This window comes from Bacteroides sp. 1001136B_160425_E2 (assembly GCF_015559655.1).
In the GTDB taxonomy this organism is placed as follows: Bacteria; Bacteroidota; Bacteroidia; order Bacteroidales; family Bacteroidaceae; genus Bacteroides; species Bacteroides luhongzhouii.
This window is the reverse complement of the sequence record NZ_JADMQH010000011.1, coordinates 94792-114524: the sequence shown is the minus strand read 5'-3', so window position 1 is coordinate 114524 and position 19733 is coordinate 94792. Positions and strand designations below refer to the sequence as shown.

Genomic DNA, 19733 nt, shown 5'->3' with positions numbered 1-19733 from the left:
CAGTATATGTCTGCAAATATACGGAATTAGTCAGATAAAAGAGACAATCGCGCCATCAAATAGCAAACGGTAGATTCCGCTCCCTGATTTAAATTGATGTTATTTTCTTCCAGTCCGTCATAACAACCTCCAGTAGCCGGATTGTAAACAATCTGGTGTAAATGGTTATTTCCCAAAAACCAGTTGAAAGCATCTTTCTGCATACGAAGATATTTTTCCTCCTTAAAAAACTGATAAAAGGTTTTCAGAGCAATTACCATTCCCGCTACGTCCACGGGCTGTTCTCCAAATCCATGACTGCTCTTTCCTTTATGCATCCACCCCTGATTGGAAACCACCTGAATACGGTTTCCTACAAATACTTTCTTCAACAGAAATTCGAAAGATTCATAGGCTATTTTTTTATACTCCTCTCTGCCGATAGCCAAATGAGCCAATAACATAGCTTCCGGCAAGATAGCATTGTCATAAGTGAGATATGTCTCAAACCATCGCCAATTCACTTCTGCCGTTCGACGATATGTTTGAGCCAGTTTGTTAGCCAATAGCCAGATGCACGCATCGGTCTGCGCCGAAGGACATTCACGGCTATAATAGTAGAATCCTTTAATCATAAATGCAATGCTACGGGGAGACTCTATCCGGTCGAACCGTTGGAAGGTACGTTTGAGAACAGCTTCCGCCTCCTCTTTCCATGGAGCAGGGAAATGTTCGGCGCAAGAAATAAAATATCCCAAAGCACAAACAGCCCGTCCATTACTATCATCCAACCCCACTTCCTCGTTTTGCGAGGTGAATATTCCATCTTTATCTACATAATTCAAAAAAGAACCATCCGGCTGCTGACAGTAACGGATAAAATTCAGATAGGTCTTGACATATCGTTCTTTCACTTTTCCCTGTCCCGTAGCAACCATCTGACACATCGCCATTAACGCACGTGCCGTATCATCCAATGTATAGCCGGTGGAGCTATCCGGACGATTTCCTTTCGAAAATTGAATAATTCCCCACTGTCGACTCATGCGCCGGATATGATAGGTATCTATGGGAGGCAGAGAGTAAATCAGTTCGTCTTCTACCCTACCCGTTTTCTGGAAAAGATATGCATAGGCAATAGCCACATTCTCCCAAGCTGTAGCCGCTGTCTTCTGCAAACCAACCAATTTCATCTTAGTTCGTAGTTTTTCATCGGCAAGCAAATGATTGGCAGCTTCGGACAATTGCTTCGAATTCTTAAAATCAAAGATTATGCCGGAATCATCATTCAATAACTCCAATGCATGAGGAATAGGAGTAGCTATAATCGGACATCCACAACTTAACGCATAAACAAATGTACCGCTCACTGCCTGATTCGGGTCACTCGAAGTGAAAAGATACACATCCGTCAACTGTAAATAATCTAATAAAACAGAAAGTTCAAGATATTGATTGATAAAAAGCACATGTTCTTCCAAATGCAACTCCTTTATTTTCGCTTCCAACAGGCTACGATACTGCTCGCCTGCTACTTTCAACACTCCCGGATGCGTTTTGCCGAGAATAAGAAATATCACAGAAGGATTCGTCTTTACAATAGCCGGTAAGGCATCCAAAGTGGTCTCGATACTTTTGCCAGGACTAAGCAGACCAAAAGTAGAAAGCACACGTCTGCCCGAAAGATGATAAAAATCTTTTAGTTTGCTCTTATCTCTGAATGATACTAAATGGGTGCCATGAGGAATCACTGTAATTTTATCTTCATCTGCCTGATAATCCCGCAGGAGAATCTCCCGACAGTTTTGCGTCATCACTACTAAATTCGCACAGGTAGCCATCATTCTTCCCACACTCCGGTACAGAGCGGGGGAAGGTTGCGAAAGTACCGTATGAAAAACAAGAATCACAGGCTTGAGTAGTTGTTGCAACATTTGAAGAAAAGCTTCTTCCTGCGCTGCATATAACCCGAATTCGTGCTGTACAAGCACTTTTTTAACTTCTGAATTTTCATTCAATTGCCTGGTCAAAGTAGCATACGCAGAGATATCCGAAGTATCAAGAACATATTCCACATCTTCCGTATAGGTATGTTTTTCCGTATCGGACTCTACTGCACATATCTTTATAGAGTAAGAATCGCCAAACTTTGACAGGATAGCTCGGATCAAGTCCTGAGCAAAAGTGGCTATGCCACATTCACGAGGAGGATAGGTAGTAATGCATATTATTTTTCTCATTTGATTTGTTTTATTAATTCATCCAATAACTCTGTCAGTTGTACTGACACGCAAGCCACATATTTGTCGGCTGCTCCATAATAGATGTAGAGAGTGTCACCAAACAAGGCAGTGCCTGTAGGAAAACAAACCCTATTGACTACACCTGACAGTTCATATTCTACTGCAGGTGTGAACAACGGATAAGGCAAACGGGATATTTCAATTGCCGGATTGTCTATATCCAACAAAGCTGCACACGCAGAATAAACATAGCCGGAAGGAGTGTCATATACACTGTGATAAATCAACAACCCCCCCGCTCTCGTCTCTATCGGAGGGCATCCGGCTCCGATATAGCTCGACTCGTGATCATGATAGGGTGCCAGCAGGATACGTTTTGCAAAATTCTGATAATATCTTTTCCAGAACTCTTTTGTCAGCATATCAAGACGTTCTACTGCCACGTACTGAATATCCGGACGGATACGATGCATAAAGTAGAACTTCCCATTGATTTTACGGGGAAAGAATACGATGTTCTTATCCATCATATAAAGCGGATGTCCTTTCTCATTAGTCGCTTCACGCTTATTTCCGGAGCGGAAATACTTACCGATAATGGCTTGTTGAGTACGAAGCAGTTCCTGGAATTGCGGATAGGTTATCTGGGAAGTAATGACGCCTTTCTTTTCAAAATGTCTCAAATCGGAAGAAACTGCTAAAGCCCCGACAGCACTATATCCATCATAGGCTGTATAAGTGAGGTAATAGAGATCTTCTATTTTCACAATTCGGGGATCTTCCACCCCTTGACATTCATAATCAAACTCGGAAACCAACAAGGGAAGCGTATCTCTTTCAACTACAGTCAAAGGACCTTCAAGCCGGCAATAACCAATCGATGAATAATTTCCTTCCCTTACTGCACGATAAAACATATGCACCGTATTTCCTTCGGCAATTACCGCCGGATTCATCACACCTTCGTTTTCAAACTCAAGTGAAGTACCTTCCAATATAATACCTTCTCTTTTTACATACACCATTATGTTTTAGGTATTATAATCATTCCTCTGTCACTCTTACTCTGCTTTTCTCTCTGATAATCAGTCAATACTTTAATCTTCTTGTCCGACTTATCTTTCTTTGCTTCTCTCTTTTTCTCTTGACCTTTCATAATTCATTCTTTTTGGGATAGTTTATACTCGGGGATAAAATAATAGACAGGATTTCCTTTCTTGCAAGTTACGGCATTAATCCCCGAAACTACGACAAACTTCTGATTATTATTCTTTTATAACAGTAAAGTACATTTATAGCAGTGAATGAAAAGTGGGAATCAAATGCTTTTTATGAAAAATCAAGAGGATAGTCAAACAGAGCAGAATATATAACATAAAAAAAGGCTATCTATCCCAGACAGCCAATCTTTGTTAACCTTAAATCTAATACTATGAAAAACACAGTACAAAGATACGGACTTTTCGGTCATCTCCAAATTTTCGGTCCAATGCAGCGTATCTTATAACATGGTTTAATAGAAACAATCAATCCGTTAACATTTAACATAAATCGATTGGATATTAACGAAGATCCACCCAATGAAACTAAACAATTTTTCATATCGTTATCTCACCATAGAACAAACCTTTCCTATACCTTGATTGTTTATCATATAAACGAATTTCACACGATATGAGCACCAAAGAACAATACTGGAAATATTCCCTCATTGTCATCATCCTATTTATAGGGATCATCATCTTCCGCCAAATCACTCCTTTCATGGGAGGATTATTGGGAGCACTCACTATCTATATTCTTGTACGTGGACAGATGAGTCACCTGGTAGAGAAACGAAAACTAAAACGCAGCATAAGTGCTTTATTGATTACTGCAGAAACTATTTTTGTCTTCCTTATTCCTTTGGGACTGACCGTTTGGATGGTAGTAAATAAGTTACAGGATATTAATCTGGATCCACAGACATATATCGCACCGCTCCAACAAGTAGCCGAATTAATCAAGGAGAAAACAGGATACGATGTATTAGGAAAAGACACGCTGGCATTCATTGTCTCCATACTTCCCCGCATCGGACAGATCATAATGGAAAGCATCAGCAGTCTTGCCATCAACTTATTCGTCATGATCTTTGTGCTTTACTTCATGTTGATCGGAGGAAAAAAGATGGAGGCTTATGTCAATGATATTCTGCCATTTAGCGAAGCCAACACACAAGAAGTCATTCATAAAATCAATATGATTGTCCGCTCCAATGCCATCGGTATTCCTCTGCTGGCTATCATTCAGGGAGGAGTCGCCACGATAGGTTATCTTCTTTTCGGAGCACCCAACATCTTATTATTAGGATTCCTGACCTGCTTTGCAACCATTATTCCGATGGTGGGCACTGCATTGGTATGGTTTCCCGTAGCCGCTTATCTGGCCATAAGCGGAGACTGGTTCAACGCAATCGGGATTGCCGCTTACGGAGCCATCGTCGTATCACAGTCAGATAACCTGATCCGGTTTATTCTCCAGAAGAAAATGGCAGATACACATCCGCTTATCACCATTTTCGGGGTAGTCATCGGTCTGCCGTTATTTGGGTTTATGGGAGTGATCTTCGGTCCGTTGTTGCTTTCATTATTCTTTCTTTTTGTAGATATGTTTAAGAAAGAATATCTGGACTCACGAAATAACCTCCCGTCGAGATGACAGAACTACCGAAAAAATGTGTACTTTTGCCGTTGTAAAAAACGACACTAAAATTTGATGGAAACATTTACATTCAATACTGTCGAACTGATTCTTTTATCAGCGACAGGCATTCTTTTTGTCATTCAGCTCATTTATTATTTTGGCCTGTATAATCGGATACATGTCCATAATAAAGCTGTACGCAAAGAAGAGGTACATTTTTCACGAGAACTGCCTCCACTTTCCGTAATTCTCTGCGCACGCAACGAGGCTGAAAACCTGCGTAAAATCCTACCAGCTATTCTGGAACAGGATTATCCGCAGTTTGAGGTGATTGTCATCAACGATGCTTCCACAGATGAAACCGAGGATATACTGGGAATGATGGAAGAAAAATATCCTCATCTTTACCATAGTTTTACCCCTGAAAGCGCACGTTATATCAGTCATAAAAAGCTGGCCTTAACATTAGGCATTAAAGCCAGTAAACATGATTGGCTGGTATTTACAGAGACAAACTGTATGCCGGCAAGTAACCAGTGGTTAAAGTTAATGGCACGCAATTTCACTCCGCAGACTCAAATTGTATTGGGGTATAGCGGTTATGACCGTACAAAAGGATGGCTGCACAAACGTACCGCATTTGATACTTTATTCCAATCTTTGCGTTATCTGGGACTCGCTTTAGCCGGAAAACCATATATAGGTATCGGACGTAACTTAGCTTACCGGAAAGAGTTGTTTTTCCAACAAAAAGGATTCTCCAAATATCTGAACCTGCAACGTGGAGAGGATGATCTATTCATCAACCAGCTGGCAACTCCTTCAAATACCCGCGTTGAAACAGACATCAACGCCACTACACGGATAAATCCTGTGTATCGCTACAAAGAATGGAAAGAAGAAAAAGTAAGCTATATGGCTACTGCAAGATATTATCAGGGGACGCAACGGTATCTTTTAGGATTTGAGACTTTCTCCCGTCTGTTATTCTACGCTGCTTGTATAGCAGGCATCACATTGGGAGTTCTCAACTTACACTGGTTGGCCGCAGGCATTGCACTATTAATTTGGTTGCTACGCTTCATCCTACAAGCTGTCATCATCAATCAAACAGCTAAAGAAATGGGAGGAGACCGGAAATACTATTTCTCATTACCGGTATTCGACCTTCTCCAACCGATACAATCACTGAATTTCAAGATCTGCCGTTTCTTTCGAGGAAAAGGAGATTTCATGAGAAGATAAATTTATTGAATCAATCGTTGCATGTAAATAGCATCCGAACCATCATGATAATAGCATGGCTTTATTCCTACCGGAATAAAGCCATTTTTCATATATAGCGCAATAGCGGCAGTGTTCGTAACCTTTACTTCCAAAGTAATTTTGGCAGCTTTACATTCACCAGCTGTCCGAATCGTTTGGTCCATCAATGCCTGTCCCAATCCTTTCCCTCTGAAATCCGGATGGACAGCTATCGAATATATCCTTAAATAACGAGTTCCCCTATGGAATAACAAGGAGACATAAGCGATCACCCTATCCCCTTCCATCATCACATAGAAAGTTCCTTTCGAGCGGCTTATCAGATAAGCAAACTGATCTTTCGAAAAGCTATCTTCCCGAAAACATTCCCATTCTATTTCCAAAATAGCAGGAATATCACTTTGCTGTGCTTTACGAACAAATAGACCCGACTCCATCATCAATAATGTTTCGCCTCCAACACCTGTTCAAAGTGATTCAGTAACCGGTAATACATTTCATCACCGATGATAGCATCCTCCAACCCGTGATCGATACTCGGATTATCATTAATCTCAATAACATATGCTTTATCATCTACCATTTTCAGGTCGACTCCATACAATCCCTTTCCGATCAGATTCGCAGCTTTAACGGCTGTATCCAACACCACACGAGGCACCTGATAAATAGGAATCGTATCCACCAGTCCGCAACGACTTCTGCCCGAATCATAGTGGCAGTAAATTTGCCAATGTCCTTTTGCCATATAATATTTGCAGGCATATAGCGGCACCCCATTCAACAAGCCGACACGCCAGTCAAACTCCGTAGGAGTAAATGCCTGCGCCAATAAGATAGCCGACTTCTCAAACAGCATCTTCAGACTTGCTTGCAGTTCCTCCTCATTCGAAACTTTTTTCATACCAATAGAATAAGACCCATCCGGTATCTTCAGAATAAAAGGAGCCCCCACCTGTTCGCTGATCTGCTCAAATGAATGATCGTTTGACTGAAAAATCAGCGTTGACTTAGGAGCAGAAATCTTTTCCTTCTCAAAAAGTTCTTTCAGGTACACCTTATTCGTACACCGGATAATAGAAAGCGGATCGTCAATAACGGCCATTCCGTTTTGTGCAGCCAATTGCGACAAATGGAATGTATAATGATTCAATGATGTCGTTGTACGAATGAACAAGGCATCAAATTCAAGCAAACGAATGGCATCATCTTCCGTAATCATTTCCACATGAATATTCATCTTCTTGGCAACTTCGACCAATTTATGCAAAGCTCCTTTGTTGCTGGGTGGAAACTTTTCCTGCGGATCAACCAATACAGCCAAACTATAACGGGAAGCTTTTGCCGACTTAGGCGCACGCCATATTTTCTTGTTAAAGTTATCCAATGTATTGGCAAAGAAATCCTGCTCTTCATCATTGAGCCGATTCAAAGGAAAAAAATGAATACTTTCGATCTGATTTCTAGGATGAGTATTCAAAGCCACCCTCAACAATGGACAAGGGTAATTCTCAAAAATAAACCGGGCAACCCGTTCCAAACCTTTCTCTCTACATTTACCGAAATAGATGTTCAGATACCAAATGTCGTCTTTGACATTATTCTTCTGTATCCACTGGTAACAAAGGGCTTGCAGACTGCGCTCCATCCGCACCCCCGTTCCGGCCTCCATTTTGTTGATGATATCAACATCCGGAATGACTTTCTGTCCTCTCGTTTGGGCTAGCAGCGAACAGTAATACCCTTCAGAGTTATAACTGTAATCATTGCTAAGATTAATAACTAACTTCCGGTCTTTCTCCACCGGCTTGTTTTTCAGATAGTCGGAAACAGTCAGGACACTACTTGTCTCATAATACGGTTTCCAGTCATCCAGATTATCCAACAGAATTAACACATTATTCATAATGGTTAAAAATTAAACCTATAAGAGGATATTAAGTAAATTGGGCGCAAATATAGACATATTATTCACTCCACATCACGCAATGGACCAAATTATTTTTGCAGTAAAAATCAGATAGAAAAAAAGAGGATTATTCGTATCTCATGGAGCTTGCCGGATTGATCTTAGTGATCAGAAATGAAGGACCAATCAGCATTAATACAGATGCAAACAAAGTGCCGAGATTAATCAAACCGAAAAGTAATACATTAAAGGAAACCGGAACAGTATCCACATAGTAAGTCTCCGGATCAAGTTTAAACAGTCCGAACTGTGACTGAAGAATGCAGAAAGCCAAACCAATGACATTGCCCCAAATCATGCCTTTACCAATCAAAAAGACTGCAAACCAAAGAAAGGTTCTACGAATCGTGAAATTGTTGGCTCCCAATGCTTTTAAAATCCCAATCATATTGGTACGTTCGATGATGATTATCAACAGACCGGAAATCATAGTAAAACCAGCCACCCCTATCATCAGAAACAGGATGACCCATACATTCAAATCCAATAAGTCGAGCCAGGCAAAGATTTGAGGATTCAGTTGTTCGATGTTACGCACATAATACACGCCTCCCAGATCATCTTGCCTGTTATCAATGTCAGTTGCGATCCCATAGGTTATATCTTCCAGTTGATCATAATCTTTCACCTGTAATTCCACACCGGTCACCTGTTCCGGTTGCCAACCATTCAAGCGATTCACCAGATTAAGATCCGTCAGTAAAAAGAGGTTGTCGTATTCGGAGAAGTTCGTCTGATAAATTCCGGCAATCGTCAGGCGACGAGCACGAATATCATCCTGTATATAATAGGTATATATCTTATCCCCCAGTTTCAACTTCATTTTAGTTGCCAACGCTTTCGAGATAAGCACTTGATTGGTAGAAACAGAATCACTGAAAACAGGAATCTCCCCTTCCACCAAATACTCTTTTATAAAACGGGGGTCAAATTCCGGACCTACACCTTTCAACACCATTCCCTGAAAAGCGTCATCGGTCTTAATCATACCCGGTTTGGTAGAGAAACGCTGCACATGACTTATCTCCGGATAATCAGCAAGAGCAGTCATCATACTGTCTCCTACCACAATCGGATGGGTTTCGTAAGAACTGACCGCATCCAGATTAGTTATCTGGATATGCGACCCGAACCCTATAACTTTATTTCTCACCTCACTTTTAAATCCGATTACTACCGCCACCGCAATAATCATCACAGCCAGCCCAATAGCAATACCCGCCATGGCAATGAGGACCGCAGGACGTGACACCTGCTTTCCGCCATCGCTTTCACGATAGATACGCCGGGCTATGAAAAGTGATAGAGACATTTGATTATTCTGTTCTTCCCGGATATGCTTCCAAAGCCTTCTGCAAGACAAAAAGCGCACGGGTCAAATCTTCTTTCTTCAATACGTATGCAATACGAACCTGATTGATGCCGGAACCTGGAGTGGTATAGAAACCGGATGCCGGAGCCATGAATACCGTCTGACCTTCATATTCAAAATCAGAAAGACACCATGCACAGAACTTATCGGAATCATCAACAGGAAGTTTCGCTACTGTATAGAAAGCTCCCATCGGAATAGGTGAATAAACACCGGGAATACGGTTTAAACCGTCAATCAGGCATTTACGACGCTCAACGTATTCATCATACGTCTCACGATAATATTCTTCCGGAGCATCTAAAGAAGCCTCTGCGGCAATCTGTCCAATCAATGGAGGACTTAGGCGTGCCTGGCAGAATTTCATGACAGCATCACGTATTTCTTTGTTTTTGGTAATCAACGCACCGATGCGGATACCACATTCTGAATAACGTTTGGATACGGAGTCAATCAGTACGACATTATTCTCAATTCCTTCCAGATGGCAGGCAGAGATATAAGGAGATCCCGTATATATAAACTCACGATATACTTCATCGGAGAAAAGAAACAAATCGTACTTCTTCACCAAGTCACGAATCTGATTCATTTCACGACGAGTATACAAATAACCGGTCGGATTATTCGGATTACAAATCAGGATTGCTTTGGTACGTTCATTAATCAGTTCTTCAAACTTTTCTACTTTCGGAAGGGAAAAGCCTTCTTCAATGGTCGTAGCAATAGTGCGAATCTTTGCTCCGGCAGAGATGGCAAATGCCATATAGTTAGCGTATGCAGGTTCCGGAACGATGATTTCATCTCCCGGATTCAGACAAGAAAGAAAGGAAAAAAGTACGGCTTCCGAACCTCCCGATGTAATGATTATATCATCTGCAGTCAGATTGATATTAAACTTTGCGTAATATCCCACTAATTTCTCGCGATAGCTACGATAACCGGCACTGGGACTATATTCCAGCACTTTACGATCAATATTGCGTATCGCGTCAATCGCGGCCTGAGGAGTGGGCAGATCAGGCTGTCCGATGTTCAGGTGAAACACATGGACTCCACGTTGCTTGGCAGCATCTGCCAAAGGAGCCAGCTTTCTGATAGGAGATGCAGGCATCTCGTTTCCGCGAATGGATATGGTTGGCATAATTTTAACTACAAATTACTAATTACTATTTACTTTTTCTACTTGGAGCTGCAAATGTACGCAATAATTTGAATACAGAGACATAAAAACTTTAAAAACCTTAGCAAGGTTAAAATCGTTATGGTAATTTGAAAAGAAAGCTATACATTTGTCATATAGAAAACTTAAAACAATATCATAATGACCATACACCTTATCTCATTCGCCTCAATCCTTCACAAACAATCCTCGCTAAGAGGCTCGCACGAAGCTATTTTAAGCGAGATTGAAAAATATTATACTGTAAAGCTGGTCGACTATCAAGATATGGACAAGCTTAATAGTGATGATTTCAAAATCATTTTCATCGCTACCGGCGGGGTGGAAAGACTGGTCATACAGCATTTCGAAAACCTTCCCCGCCCTGCCATTTTACTGGCGGACGGCATGCAGAACTCCCTTGCAGCCGCATTGGAAATCTCTACCTGGCTGCGGGGACGTGGAATGAAAAGTGAGATTCTACATGGTGAACTACCAGCCATTATCCTGCGTATCCATACACTTTATAATAATTTCCGGGCACAACGTTCCTTATTCGGCAAACGTATCGGAGTCATCGGAAGTCCTTCTTCCTGGTTAGTGGCCAGTAACGTGGACTACTTGCTGGCTAAGCGCCGTTGGGGAATTGAATATGTAGATATTCCATTGGAACGGATTTATGATCATTTTCAACAAATCACAGATGACCAGGTAGGAGCGTCATGCGCGGCTGTTGCTTCTCAAGCTCTTGCCTGTCGCGAAGGGACTCCCGAAGATTTAATCAAATCAATGCGACTATACCGGGCTATAAAAAAGGTATGTCAGGAAGAAAATCTGGAAGCACTGACATTAAGCTGTTTTAAACTGATTGAACAAATCGACACTACCGGATGCGTGGCATTATCTTTATTAAATGATGACGGGATAATAGCAGGTTGTGAAGGAGATCTCCAGTCTGTATTTACGCTATTAGCAGTTAAAGCACTTACGGGTAAAGACGGATTTATGGCAAATCCTTCCATGATCAATACCCGTACCAATGAACTGATATTGGCACATTGCACCGTAGGACTCAAACAAACGGAGAGATATATTATCCGAAATCATTTTGAAACAGAAAAAGGAATTGCCATACAAGGGCTACTTCCGACAGGAGATGTAACGATCATAAAATGTGGCGGTGAATGTTTGGATGAATATTACTTATCTACAGGAACATTAACTGAAAATACCAATTATATTAATATGTGCCGTACACAAATACGCATCCGCATGAATACTCCAACAGAGTATTTCCTGAAAAATCCGTTGGGAAATCATCATATTATGGTTCATGGAAATTATGAAGATACGTTGAATGAGTTTTTCCAGGCGAATGCTTGTAAGCGGACAGAATACTAAAGTTATCTATTCTTATTTATTAGATAAAGTAGATAAGGATGCGAAAATAAAGCTTGGGAATATCATTGATAATATCGTTCAACAAGGATAAATGTATCATCCTGCTGACATACTGATAAAAATGAATCCTAAAAGCTGGACAATCAGCTTTTAGGATTCATTCCGTATTATCTTTTATCTACTCCGAAAACTAATATTGCAAGTTAATTTCAAATAGAGTTATCTTATTTGCAGTCAGAGCTGTAGCATTTTCCAATGTATAATCAAACATCACCTTTTGTCCGGCTTCATTTATTCCCACAAATTCAAAGATTCTACCAGCCAAAGTCTGTTTAGGAAGAACTCCCCTATATACATCTCCCGCTTTCATTAATGTGATAGTAGAAAATGAAGCAGATGCGTCGGTTTTAGTTGTTGCAGTCTGGTTGATTAAATCTACAGATGAACCAGTTAGCACATTAAGCAGAGCAACCGAAGTCAACGTAACACCATCCGGCAAAGCCGGTTTTACTTCAATCCGCGCCATCATATGCCCAAACTGTAAACTGACAGCTCCCTCTCCCGGAAGAGCCTTTTCATTCTTAGCTACTAACAAATCACTCTGTTCGTAACCATTATCCTTTGACTGATCAGACAAAACTGTAAAATCAAAATTTGTGGTCGGATGATCCCCATAAGGATAATAAGCATAAAAATTGATAGGCGAATTATCCAATGGATAAGTGATTGATTTATCCGCAAACCACTTTCCGTTGCCAGTGTAAGCATACATCACATTCCGGTTCAACACCTCTGATGCTCCGCGTTTTACACCAAAAACTCCTATCTGATCATCCTCAACGAAAGAAGTGACTTTTCCTTCTGTAACGGTTCGCGTCTTTGATATATTCACATCGAAGTTTACTACCTTAGCTGATGGAACCAATTCATTCTCTGCATCCTGACTACAAGAAGTGAAACTCCCTATAAATGCAGACATTACCAATAGTATATTAAATCTTTTCATATTATTCGCTGTTTAATTCTCTTTTACCTTTGTCAAAGATACATGATCCAAATAGAAATTCGAATTGGTAGCCGTTGGATAGAAACCAATGTAGAAATCATCATAATCGGCTTCAGAAGCATCTGTGGCGTCAGCATCCGCATAAGAAGCTCTTCCGCTTACTCCCATTCTCGCAAAATTATAAATGACGGAATATTCCACGTACTCTGATGTTGCAGTTACTTCCTTGTAAGTCGGATATTTACCGCCTACAAGTACAGTCAATAATGGACATTTGCTTGTTGACGTTCTCACAAAGCAATTAATTTTTCCGGTTCCCTTTACTCTGAACTTCAGAATATATTCGCCTAGCTCTGCCTTACTCATTCGATACCCAACAAAAGACTGATACCATCCGGCGGTACCTCCGGTGTGAGACAGATATAACACATTATGATTCAATTGCTCATCTAATTGTATCGTCGAATTCCACCATACAGATGTAGCATTTACCGTTTTGAACCAACTATCCATAGGAATGCCACTATTAGCTGCAAACGGATTATTCCCAGCAGAGGCTTTCAAATCACCCAATAACAGACCGGAGATAGGTCTCACCAAAAAACTAGAGCCATTTCCTTGAATCACATTATCATCTTCTTCCCAATCCTTAATAGGCTCTTCATCCATACTGATAAATTCAATCTTATCCAGACTGACTTTAATCACTCCACTATAACGAATTCCACTCTTAATCTCCGATAACCAGTTCGCCAAACTAATCTTTTCTGTTCGTCTCCCCATTTCGGGAAGAACAATTTCGACGTAATATCCATTAGTGGCTGTCGACGGTAAGATACGTCCGGACGCTCCATTTCCCTCACTTTCCTCATACGCAGGAAGCAGGATGTCCTGCACATTTGTTATATCCTGAATACTTCCTGTCAACAGATTAAAATTTGCTTTGGTAGGCAGCCCCGTCAACTTAATGGTAGCATTTACCAAATACTCATCCTTTACTCCATCTCCAGCTTCCAACTCTACATTCAACTCTGCAACTACCGGACGAAGTTCCATCATTGTTTTCTTATTATCCCTATTCAATCCTTTACTATTATTGGCATACACAAAGCTGAAATTATCCGCTACTGTCTGATCCGCAATATTCAAAGGGTATAAGTCATCCTTTAGATTATCTTTATACGGGTAGTAAGCCACTATATCGACTTTACTTCCATCTTCAGGATAATACAGTACTTCATCTGTGGAAACAGGAGAAAAATATCCTACAGGATAAACAGTGGCTTTATGCTTTATATTATGATAGGGCATGATGATCTCCGTTGAATTGGCTTTCAGCATAGAAACACCGATCATCTGATTATTTTCCCATTGTACACCCGACTCATCTACATCAAATGTATACACTGTGCCCTGTATGACTGCGGGAGTTATGATCGCTTCCACTTTCTCATCATCGCTACACCCCGAAAAGATGCCAGCCGACAATATCACTAGAATCGAATAAAACAGATTGTTTTTCATATTGTATCTTATTTTATTATTAATCATTATAAATCTTCTCATAACGTAATACTTGCAGGCTTACCACAGAATGCACCCTGCGGCATTGCCACCGGAATATGTCTGCCGTTCCACTGAAGCACAATCTCTTTCAGCCCTGCATTCATGGCAGCATCTGTCACGGAAATGGTAATTTTCCCGTTAATATCCTCAATCAGTACCGTACAAGGGGCTGAAACTTCCAATCTTACATCACCCTTATCTAATACCTCCCCCGATTGATAGAAGACAGCTTCAATCACTTTGCCATCTTTAGACTTTACAGCCTGCACTAATGTATCATTACGCAATACTTCAAAGGGTAATTCCGCTTCCGGCATTCCATCACCCGCATACACAACATACCCATAAGTATCATTCACCGGATTTTGTGTATGGTCAATCCATAAACGAAGTATGTCAACTTGCGATGGAAGATCTTTTATGCTTTTATTAGCTGAATTACGTTTTACCCAGTCCGTTTTCAGAGTCTCGCATATAAAAGATGCATTCTTGGTATACTGAGGCAATATGCTATATGCAAACTTACCTTTCTGCACCACCCAAAAAGATGTACCGTCTTTAGGAAAACTTTGCATACCGGCACCCACCGGCAATATTTTGCCATTACTCCAAACAATAACTTCCGATTCCTTTTCAGGCTGGTCGATGGTAGTCCGGATAGTTCCCTGCATCTGAGGAGTCAGATTCGTTATTCCGGCACCCAAGGCTACCATATAGTCCTTCAACATAAAATAAGACTTGTATGCTTTCACTCCATAAAGTATCTCATTCTTAAGCGGAATATTTTTCTTTCTTTCAGATTCAATCTTATCCGTGGCATCCATTTTCTCAAAGATATATCCGGCAACAGCATTCTCTCCGCCATTTGTCGAAGCAGCCGCATAATTATGTTTACTGCAATATCCTCTCCAGTTAGTAACCGGAATTAATTTTTCCGCTCCCTCACGAGCGGTTACTCCCGGAGTCATGGTTATATCCCATGCACCAATAGCTTTACGATATTCATTTCCACTTTTCTGAAATAAAGTCATACCATCCGCAGGGTAAAAATTATACTCATCAGCGGCCGCCACTGCGCTTTCCAGTCCATCACAACGAACAGATGCCATATTGACAATCATATGATAACGATCATTCTTCTTTATCAGGTCATCATTATTGAAAAACCAACGCGTACCATTATACATCCCGTCGGAATAGCCATTCATACTGATTAACCGCTTGCGGGCATCATGCAGAAAACAACGAAGTTCATTTTTCTGCACTGGCGTGAAAGAATCCGACCAATCTTTAAGCAATTTATCAACAATGGCCAGTGTACGAATATCAACTTTAGCCGGAGTATAACGGGCCGTAAAGCGGTCAATATAAGGAGTTATATTTCCTTTGTAGTAATACCAGTTACTTCCCCGAATAAAATTAAGCAAGGTTTCTATATTGTCATCGGTCAACTTCTTATCCCACGGGGAGTTCTTTAACGCACCTAAAATATTTAACGCATTAATTCCTCCATCAATAGGATATCCCCAGACAAGACACTGCATCCCGTGTCCCCAACCTGCGCCATCCGCCGTACAACCTTCTGTCCAGAAAGCGGTATTATATGTATTCTGTGAAGTATAACTTATCCCTCCCTGGGCTACCTGAACCAGTAGATCGACCATCGGAATAGATCTATACATTATAGCTACCGGCAATAACGGACGATATGCCAGCGCATTACCGCCTACCCACCATACATGGTTACGAAAACGTTCTATCTGTACTACATTTTTATCCGTCTCGTCATTCCGCAAGGGCTGTGTCCACGACTGAAGTGCCAGTGCTTTCAGCATTTCACACATATCAACCAACTGTTGATCTTTTGTTTTCCTGTTTTCCACCGCATCCATCTGTTTCAGGAAACAATAGTATATATTCACCGCAGCTGTAGGAATAGCAAAACAGGAAGCATGAAAGCGGTTCACCTTATTACTGCGGCTCACCTCAAGATTACCATAATAAAGTATAGACTTCTGAAGTTTACGAAACACATCTTTATCCAATGAAACTCCCATCCGGTCGTTGCGAAACTCTTCCGAAAGTTTCCATAGACGATTCATTGCATCCGTAATAAACAATCCCATCTCTTGTGCATCTTTCCCTTCAATCACCTTTTTTTCCCTGCCTGTCCAATCTGTAAATGTACCATCATCGTTCAGGAACGCAAGAATTTCAGGTACTGATGTTTTTATCTTTGTTAAATCATATGCACGATAAGGAACTGTAGCATACTGATTCCGAAATGTCTTGATTGCCTTTTCTTTTTTATCATCTTTCACTTGTTGCGCATCCTTGGAATACCGATACAAATTATCAAACGATAACCGGCGCTCCTCATTCTGAGCCTGAACAGCCAGAACTCCTATCCAAAGAAGGACAATCGCATATATACAATTCTTTTTCATAACTAATCCTCTATTTACTGATCAATTCACGGGATTTTCTTTCACTAATATCTTAATCTCCTTTACCATGCTCTTTGAGTTCCAAGCATTCGAATTAGAGCCTACGAATGTAGCAGTATATTCACCCGGTTCGTTATACGTATAGGTATAAGACTGTGTTTTCATATTTAAAGACTTGATAGGAGTTCCCATATCCGGTGATACCGCAGTCAGATCTATAGCCTGACTAATCGCCCAGACATCGACATCCGACTTCAAATTGTCTGTTGTAGGCTGAAACAACAACGTAGTATTGCTAGCACTAAAATTAGTCTTTTTCGTAATTGCTTCAAAAGCATAATTAAAACCGAATTGCGATTTCGGATCATTCATTGTTGAGGTAGAACCATCTTTCAGTTTCTTCGACACAACTAAAGAGGTGACATCCACACGAGGATATGTATCCGCATCTGACGCAGCAACAGCATTATAATGGAAAGCCAGATAAAATTTCTTATCTTTATAAGCAGTAAGATCCATTCCGTCAGCAACCGTTTCCCTTCCACTGGCATCTGCACAAAGCGGAACTTTCAGATGTAGCTGTCCATTTGCTCCGGATAAACATTGCCAATCATCCTCTTTTATTGTGGAATAATCTCCATTAAAACTCTCTGAGATGAAAATAGACATTGTCTCTTTATTACGATAAGGTACCCGTGTATACTGCTGCAATATTTCATATGACAATTCAGCCGATTCTATCTCCACCCGCAAACGGTCTTTATTTGCATATTTACTCCCATCCTCACCGGAATAAAAAACAATATAATCCGGATTTCCACTAAAATCAAAGGTAACAGGCTCACCTGCAAATATTTCCTGTACATCATTGGATAAAGTCACGCCAAAATCAACACAATCTACTTCGTCAGCATCACAAGAAGAAAGCCATACGCCTGTCATTATCAGGAAAGAATAAAAATATATATTTTTCATAAATTCGTTACATTAAAAGTTAAGATCACCAATTCACATTTTGTCCACAGGTCGGATTAGTATTCAGTTCTGCCTGGGGTATAGGATAATAGATATGTTTTTCTGCCAGGTTAATAGCAGGCAATGCTTTCACAGTGGTCAGATCATATCCGATTTTTTTATTCTGACTATCCATAGACTGATCCTTCAACAAATTGATACGGTCAAAGAAATATTGTTTTCCCCAACGGCGAAGCTCCATATGACGAGGCACTTCAAAGCATAACTCCCTTGTACGTTCTACTTTGATGGAATCGCGGAAAGAACTTTGAGTACAGTCTGTCAATCCGATCTCCGATATTCCCGCTCTTTTACGTACTTCGTTTATCGCATCCACAGCTTCTTTTGTCGGCGAACCAGCCACCTCATTAGCACACTCGGCAATCATCAATAACACATCCGAGTAGCGCATTACAGGAAAGTTGATAGAGGAACTATTCAAAGACCACGGACGAACCGGATCATATTCAGCTCTCCATTTTCCGGGATCACCATCTACATAACTGGCTTTATCACTGTCTGACAACATCACTTTTTTAACTTTACCATCCGTCGTCACATATTTATAATCCGCAAAGTTCCACCATTTACGGGCATCTGCATCTTCGAACATCTTAAAAAACAATTTGGTGCCATGATACCAGGCATATGCTCTCGGTACATCGGGATCAGTAGTCGTTTGCTGGCTAATGCCCATGTAAAGTCCCACCTTACCGCTTTCATTGGTCTTATCCAAACCGTTACCATAAAATTCGACCTCGAACATACTTTCACGGTAAGTCAGGTCATACTTATTGGAACACATATTAATAAATAAAGCACGATAACCATTCACCCCGTCCTCGGTCGTCTTATATAGAGTATGCAAACCGCTGTCTCTCACTTTACGCGCCCAGATAAGTGCGTCCTCCCAAGTATCAGCCTCAACTGGATATCCCGCCTGCCACATATATGCACGTGCCAACAATGCCTGTACGGTAGTTTTCGCAATGCGTCCCGGTGCATTCAGTTCATCAGCCGGAAGGCAACCCGGTTCCGCTTCTTCCAAGTCCTTTATAATCTGCCTATAAATTTCCGGCTGGGAAGATTTCTTCAGTTGTTGTTGTGCCAAATCACGTACAACTTCCAGTCGCAAAGGAACCTCTCCCCAATAAGCAACCAGATTCATATAGAATAATGCCCTTAATGCTTTTGCTTCTGCCAGAAACATTGTTTTCTTTCGTGCACCGCCACAATCCGAATCCGTGCGTCCGGTAATAGAAGCAATATAATCATTCGCACGATTAATACCCTCATACAAATGTTGCCAGGTAAGCTGTAAATAGGGATCCGTATTATTATAATTATTGAGTGAAGGCAATGCCTTGCTTTTATTATAATCGGCACGATATACGGTAAGATCTGTTCCGGCGTCCAACTCTCCCCAGATATTCAGTCCATAAACACCTTCTGCTCCCAAACGGTCATAAATCCCAGCCAAACCTGCCATGCAACTATTCTCATCATGATACAGGTTCTTTTCATCCAGATTGCCATATACCTCCGTATCCAAAAAACTACAAGAGGAAAATGCCAAGGTTACTCCTATAATATATACTATTTTTTTCATCATATTCTGTTTTT

General features: G+C 40.8%; 15 protein-coding genes. 3 read left to right on the top strand and 12 right to left on the bottom strand.

Features of this window, described 5'->3' with window-relative positions:
- Positions 1-26: 26 nt before the first annotated feature.
- The 3 genes from I2I04_RS12670 to I2I04_RS23425 are packed head-to-tail and all read right to left on the bottom strand — an operon-like array spanning position 27 to position 3378.
- Complete coding sequence (locus tag I2I04_RS12670) at positions 27-2219, bottom strand: glycosyltransferase (RefSeq protein WP_195655169.1); 2193 nt, start codon at positions 2217-2219, stop codon at positions 27-29.
- Positions 2216-3247, bottom strand: a complete 1032-nt coding sequence (locus I2I04_RS12665; RefSeq protein ID WP_195655168.1) for a pesticidal protein Cry7Aa — start codon at positions 3245-3247, stop codon at positions 2216-2218. The genes I2I04_RS12670 and I2I04_RS12665 overlap by 4 nt, the downstream gene beginning before the upstream one ends.
- Entirely contained in the window at positions 3247-3378 is a 132-nt protein-coding gene (locus I2I04_RS23425; protein WP_255436210.1) for a hypothetical protein, read from the bottom strand. Before I2I04_RS23425 ends, I2I04_RS12665 begins: the two co-directional genes overlap by 1 nt.
- 518 nt (positions 3379-3896) lie before the next feature.
- Here I2I04_RS23425 and I2I04_RS12660 point away from each other — a divergent pair.
- Complete coding sequence (locus I2I04_RS12660) at positions 3897-4922, top strand: AI-2E family transporter (protein ID WP_195655167.1); 1026 nt, start codon at positions 3897-3899, stop codon at positions 4920-4922.
- Between the two features lie 57 nt (positions 4923-4979).
- A complete protein-coding gene (locus tag I2I04_RS12655; RefSeq protein WP_195655166.1) occupies positions 4980-6152 on the top strand; it encodes a glycosyltransferase in 1173 nt (390 codons plus the stop codon).
- 2 nt (positions 6153-6154) lie between these two features.
- On the opposite strand, the gene rimI is transcribed toward I2I04_RS12655, so the two are convergent.
- The 4 genes from rimI to I2I04_RS12635 form a co-directional block, all read right to left on the bottom strand.
- Positions 6155-6613, bottom strand: coding sequence for a ribosomal protein S18-alanine N-acetyltransferase (rimI, locus tag I2I04_RS12650; protein ID WP_195655165.1), 459 nt, complete (start codon positions 6611-6613; stop codon positions 6155-6157).
- Entirely contained in the window at positions 6613-8079 is a 1467-nt protein-coding gene (locus I2I04_RS12645) for a RimK family protein (RefSeq protein WP_195655164.1), read from the bottom strand. Before I2I04_RS12645 ends, rimI begins: the two co-directional genes overlap by 1 nt.
- A gap of 130 nt (positions 8080-8209) precedes the next feature.
- Positions 8210-9454, bottom strand: a complete 1245-nt coding sequence (locus I2I04_RS12640) for an ABC transporter permease (protein ID WP_195472653.1) — start codon at positions 9452-9454, stop codon at positions 8210-8212.
- Positions 9455-9458: 4 nt separating this feature from the next.
- A complete protein-coding gene (locus I2I04_RS12635) occupies positions 9459-10658 on the bottom strand; it encodes a pyridoxal phosphate-dependent aminotransferase (protein ID WP_143259548.1) in 1200 nt (399 codons plus the stop codon).
- Positions 10659-10838: 180 nt separating this feature from the next.
- On the opposite strand from I2I04_RS12635, the gene I2I04_RS12630 reads away from it, so the two are divergent.
- Positions 10839-12077, top strand: coding sequence for a fucose isomerase (locus I2I04_RS12630; RefSeq protein WP_195655163.1), 1239 nt, complete (start codon positions 10839-10841; stop codon positions 12075-12077).
- Positions 12078-12267: 190 nt separating this feature from the next.
- Here I2I04_RS12630 and I2I04_RS12625 read toward each other — a convergent pair whose 3' ends face one another.
- Genes I2I04_RS12625 through I2I04_RS12605 form a run of 5 tightly spaced genes read right to left on the bottom strand, consistent with a single transcriptional unit; the run spans position 12268 to position 19722 of the window.
- Complete coding sequence (locus I2I04_RS12625; protein ID WP_195655162.1) at positions 12268-13083, bottom strand: fimbrillin family protein; 816 nt, start codon at positions 13081-13083, stop codon at positions 12268-12270.
- Positions 13084-13095: 12 nt separating this feature from the next.
- Complete coding sequence (locus tag I2I04_RS12620) at positions 13096-14607, bottom strand: fimbrillin family protein (protein WP_195655161.1); 1512 nt, start codon at positions 14605-14607, stop codon at positions 13096-13098.
- A gap of 38 nt (positions 14608-14645) precedes the next feature.
- Positions 14646-17096 (bottom strand): polysaccharide lyase family 8 super-sandwich domain-containing protein, encoded by a 2451-nt coding sequence (locus I2I04_RS12615; protein ID WP_195655160.1) that lies wholly within the window; start codon positions 17094-17096, stop codon positions 14646-14648.
- Positions 17097-17117: 21 nt separating this feature from the next.
- Positions 17118-18071, bottom strand: a complete 954-nt coding sequence (locus I2I04_RS12610) for a DUF5017 domain-containing protein (protein ID WP_195655159.1) — start codon at positions 18069-18071, stop codon at positions 17118-17120.
- Between the two features lie 25 nt (positions 18072-18096).
- Entirely contained in the window at positions 18097-19722 is a 1626-nt protein-coding gene (locus I2I04_RS12605) for a RagB/SusD family nutrient uptake outer membrane protein (protein ID WP_229126990.1), read from the bottom strand.
- Between the last annotated feature and the right edge of the window lie 11 nt (positions 19723-19733).

Excerpts from the sequence above, each read along its gene's own strand:
- I2I04_RS12670 (WP_195655169.1), bottom strand. The coding sequence starts at position 2,219 with ATGAGAAAAATAATATGCATTACTACCTATCCTCCTCGTGAATGTGGC.
- I2I04_RS12665 (WP_195655168.1), bottom strand. The coding sequence starts at position 3,247 with ATGGTGTATGTAAAAAGAGAAGGTATTATATTGGAAGGTACTTCACTT.
- I2I04_RS23425 (WP_255436210.1), bottom strand. The coding sequence starts at position 3,378 with ATGAAAGGTCAAGAGAAAAAGAGAGAAGCAAAGAAAGATAAGTCGGAC.
- I2I04_RS12660 (WP_195655167.1), top strand. The coding sequence starts at position 3,897 with ATGAGCACCAAAGAACAATACTGGAAATATTCCCTCATTGTCATCATC.
- I2I04_RS12655 (WP_195655166.1), top strand. The coding sequence starts at position 4,980 with ATGGAAACATTTACATTCAATACTGTCGAACTGATTCTTTTATCAGCG.
- rimI (WP_195655165.1), bottom strand. The coding sequence starts at position 6,613 with ATGATGGAGTCGGGTCTATTTGTTCGTAAAGCACAGCAAAGTGATATT.
- I2I04_RS12645 (WP_195655164.1), bottom strand. The coding sequence starts at position 8,079 with ATGAATAATGTGTTAATTCTGTTGGATAATCTGGATGACTGGAAACCG.
- I2I04_RS12640 (WP_195472653.1), bottom strand. The coding sequence starts at position 9,454 with ATGTCTCTATCACTTTTCATAGCCCGGCGTATCTATCGTGAAAGCGAT.
- I2I04_RS12635 (WP_143259548.1), bottom strand. The coding sequence starts at position 10,658 with ATGCCAACCATATCCATTCGCGGAAACGAGATGCCTGCATCTCCTATC.
- I2I04_RS12630 (WP_195655163.1), top strand. The coding sequence starts at position 10,839 with ATGACCATACACCTTATCTCATTCGCCTCAATCCTTCACAAACAATCC.
- I2I04_RS12625 (WP_195655162.1), bottom strand. The coding sequence starts at position 13,083 with ATGAAAAGATTTAATATACTATTGGTAATGTCTGCATTTATAGGGAGT.
- I2I04_RS12620 (WP_195655161.1), bottom strand. The coding sequence starts at position 14,607 with ATGAAAAACAATCTGTTTTATTCGATTCTAGTGATATTGTCGGCTGGC.
- I2I04_RS12615 (WP_195655160.1), bottom strand. The coding sequence starts at position 17,096 with ATGAAAAAGAATTGTATATATGCGATTGTCCTTCTTTGGATAGGAGTT.
- I2I04_RS12610 (WP_195655159.1), bottom strand. The coding sequence starts at position 18,071 with ATGAAAAATATATATTTTTATTCTTTCCTGATAATGACAGGCGTATGG.
- I2I04_RS12605 (WP_229126990.1), bottom strand. The coding sequence starts at position 19,722 with ATGATGAAAAAAATAGTATATATTATAGGAGTAACCTTGGCATTTTCC.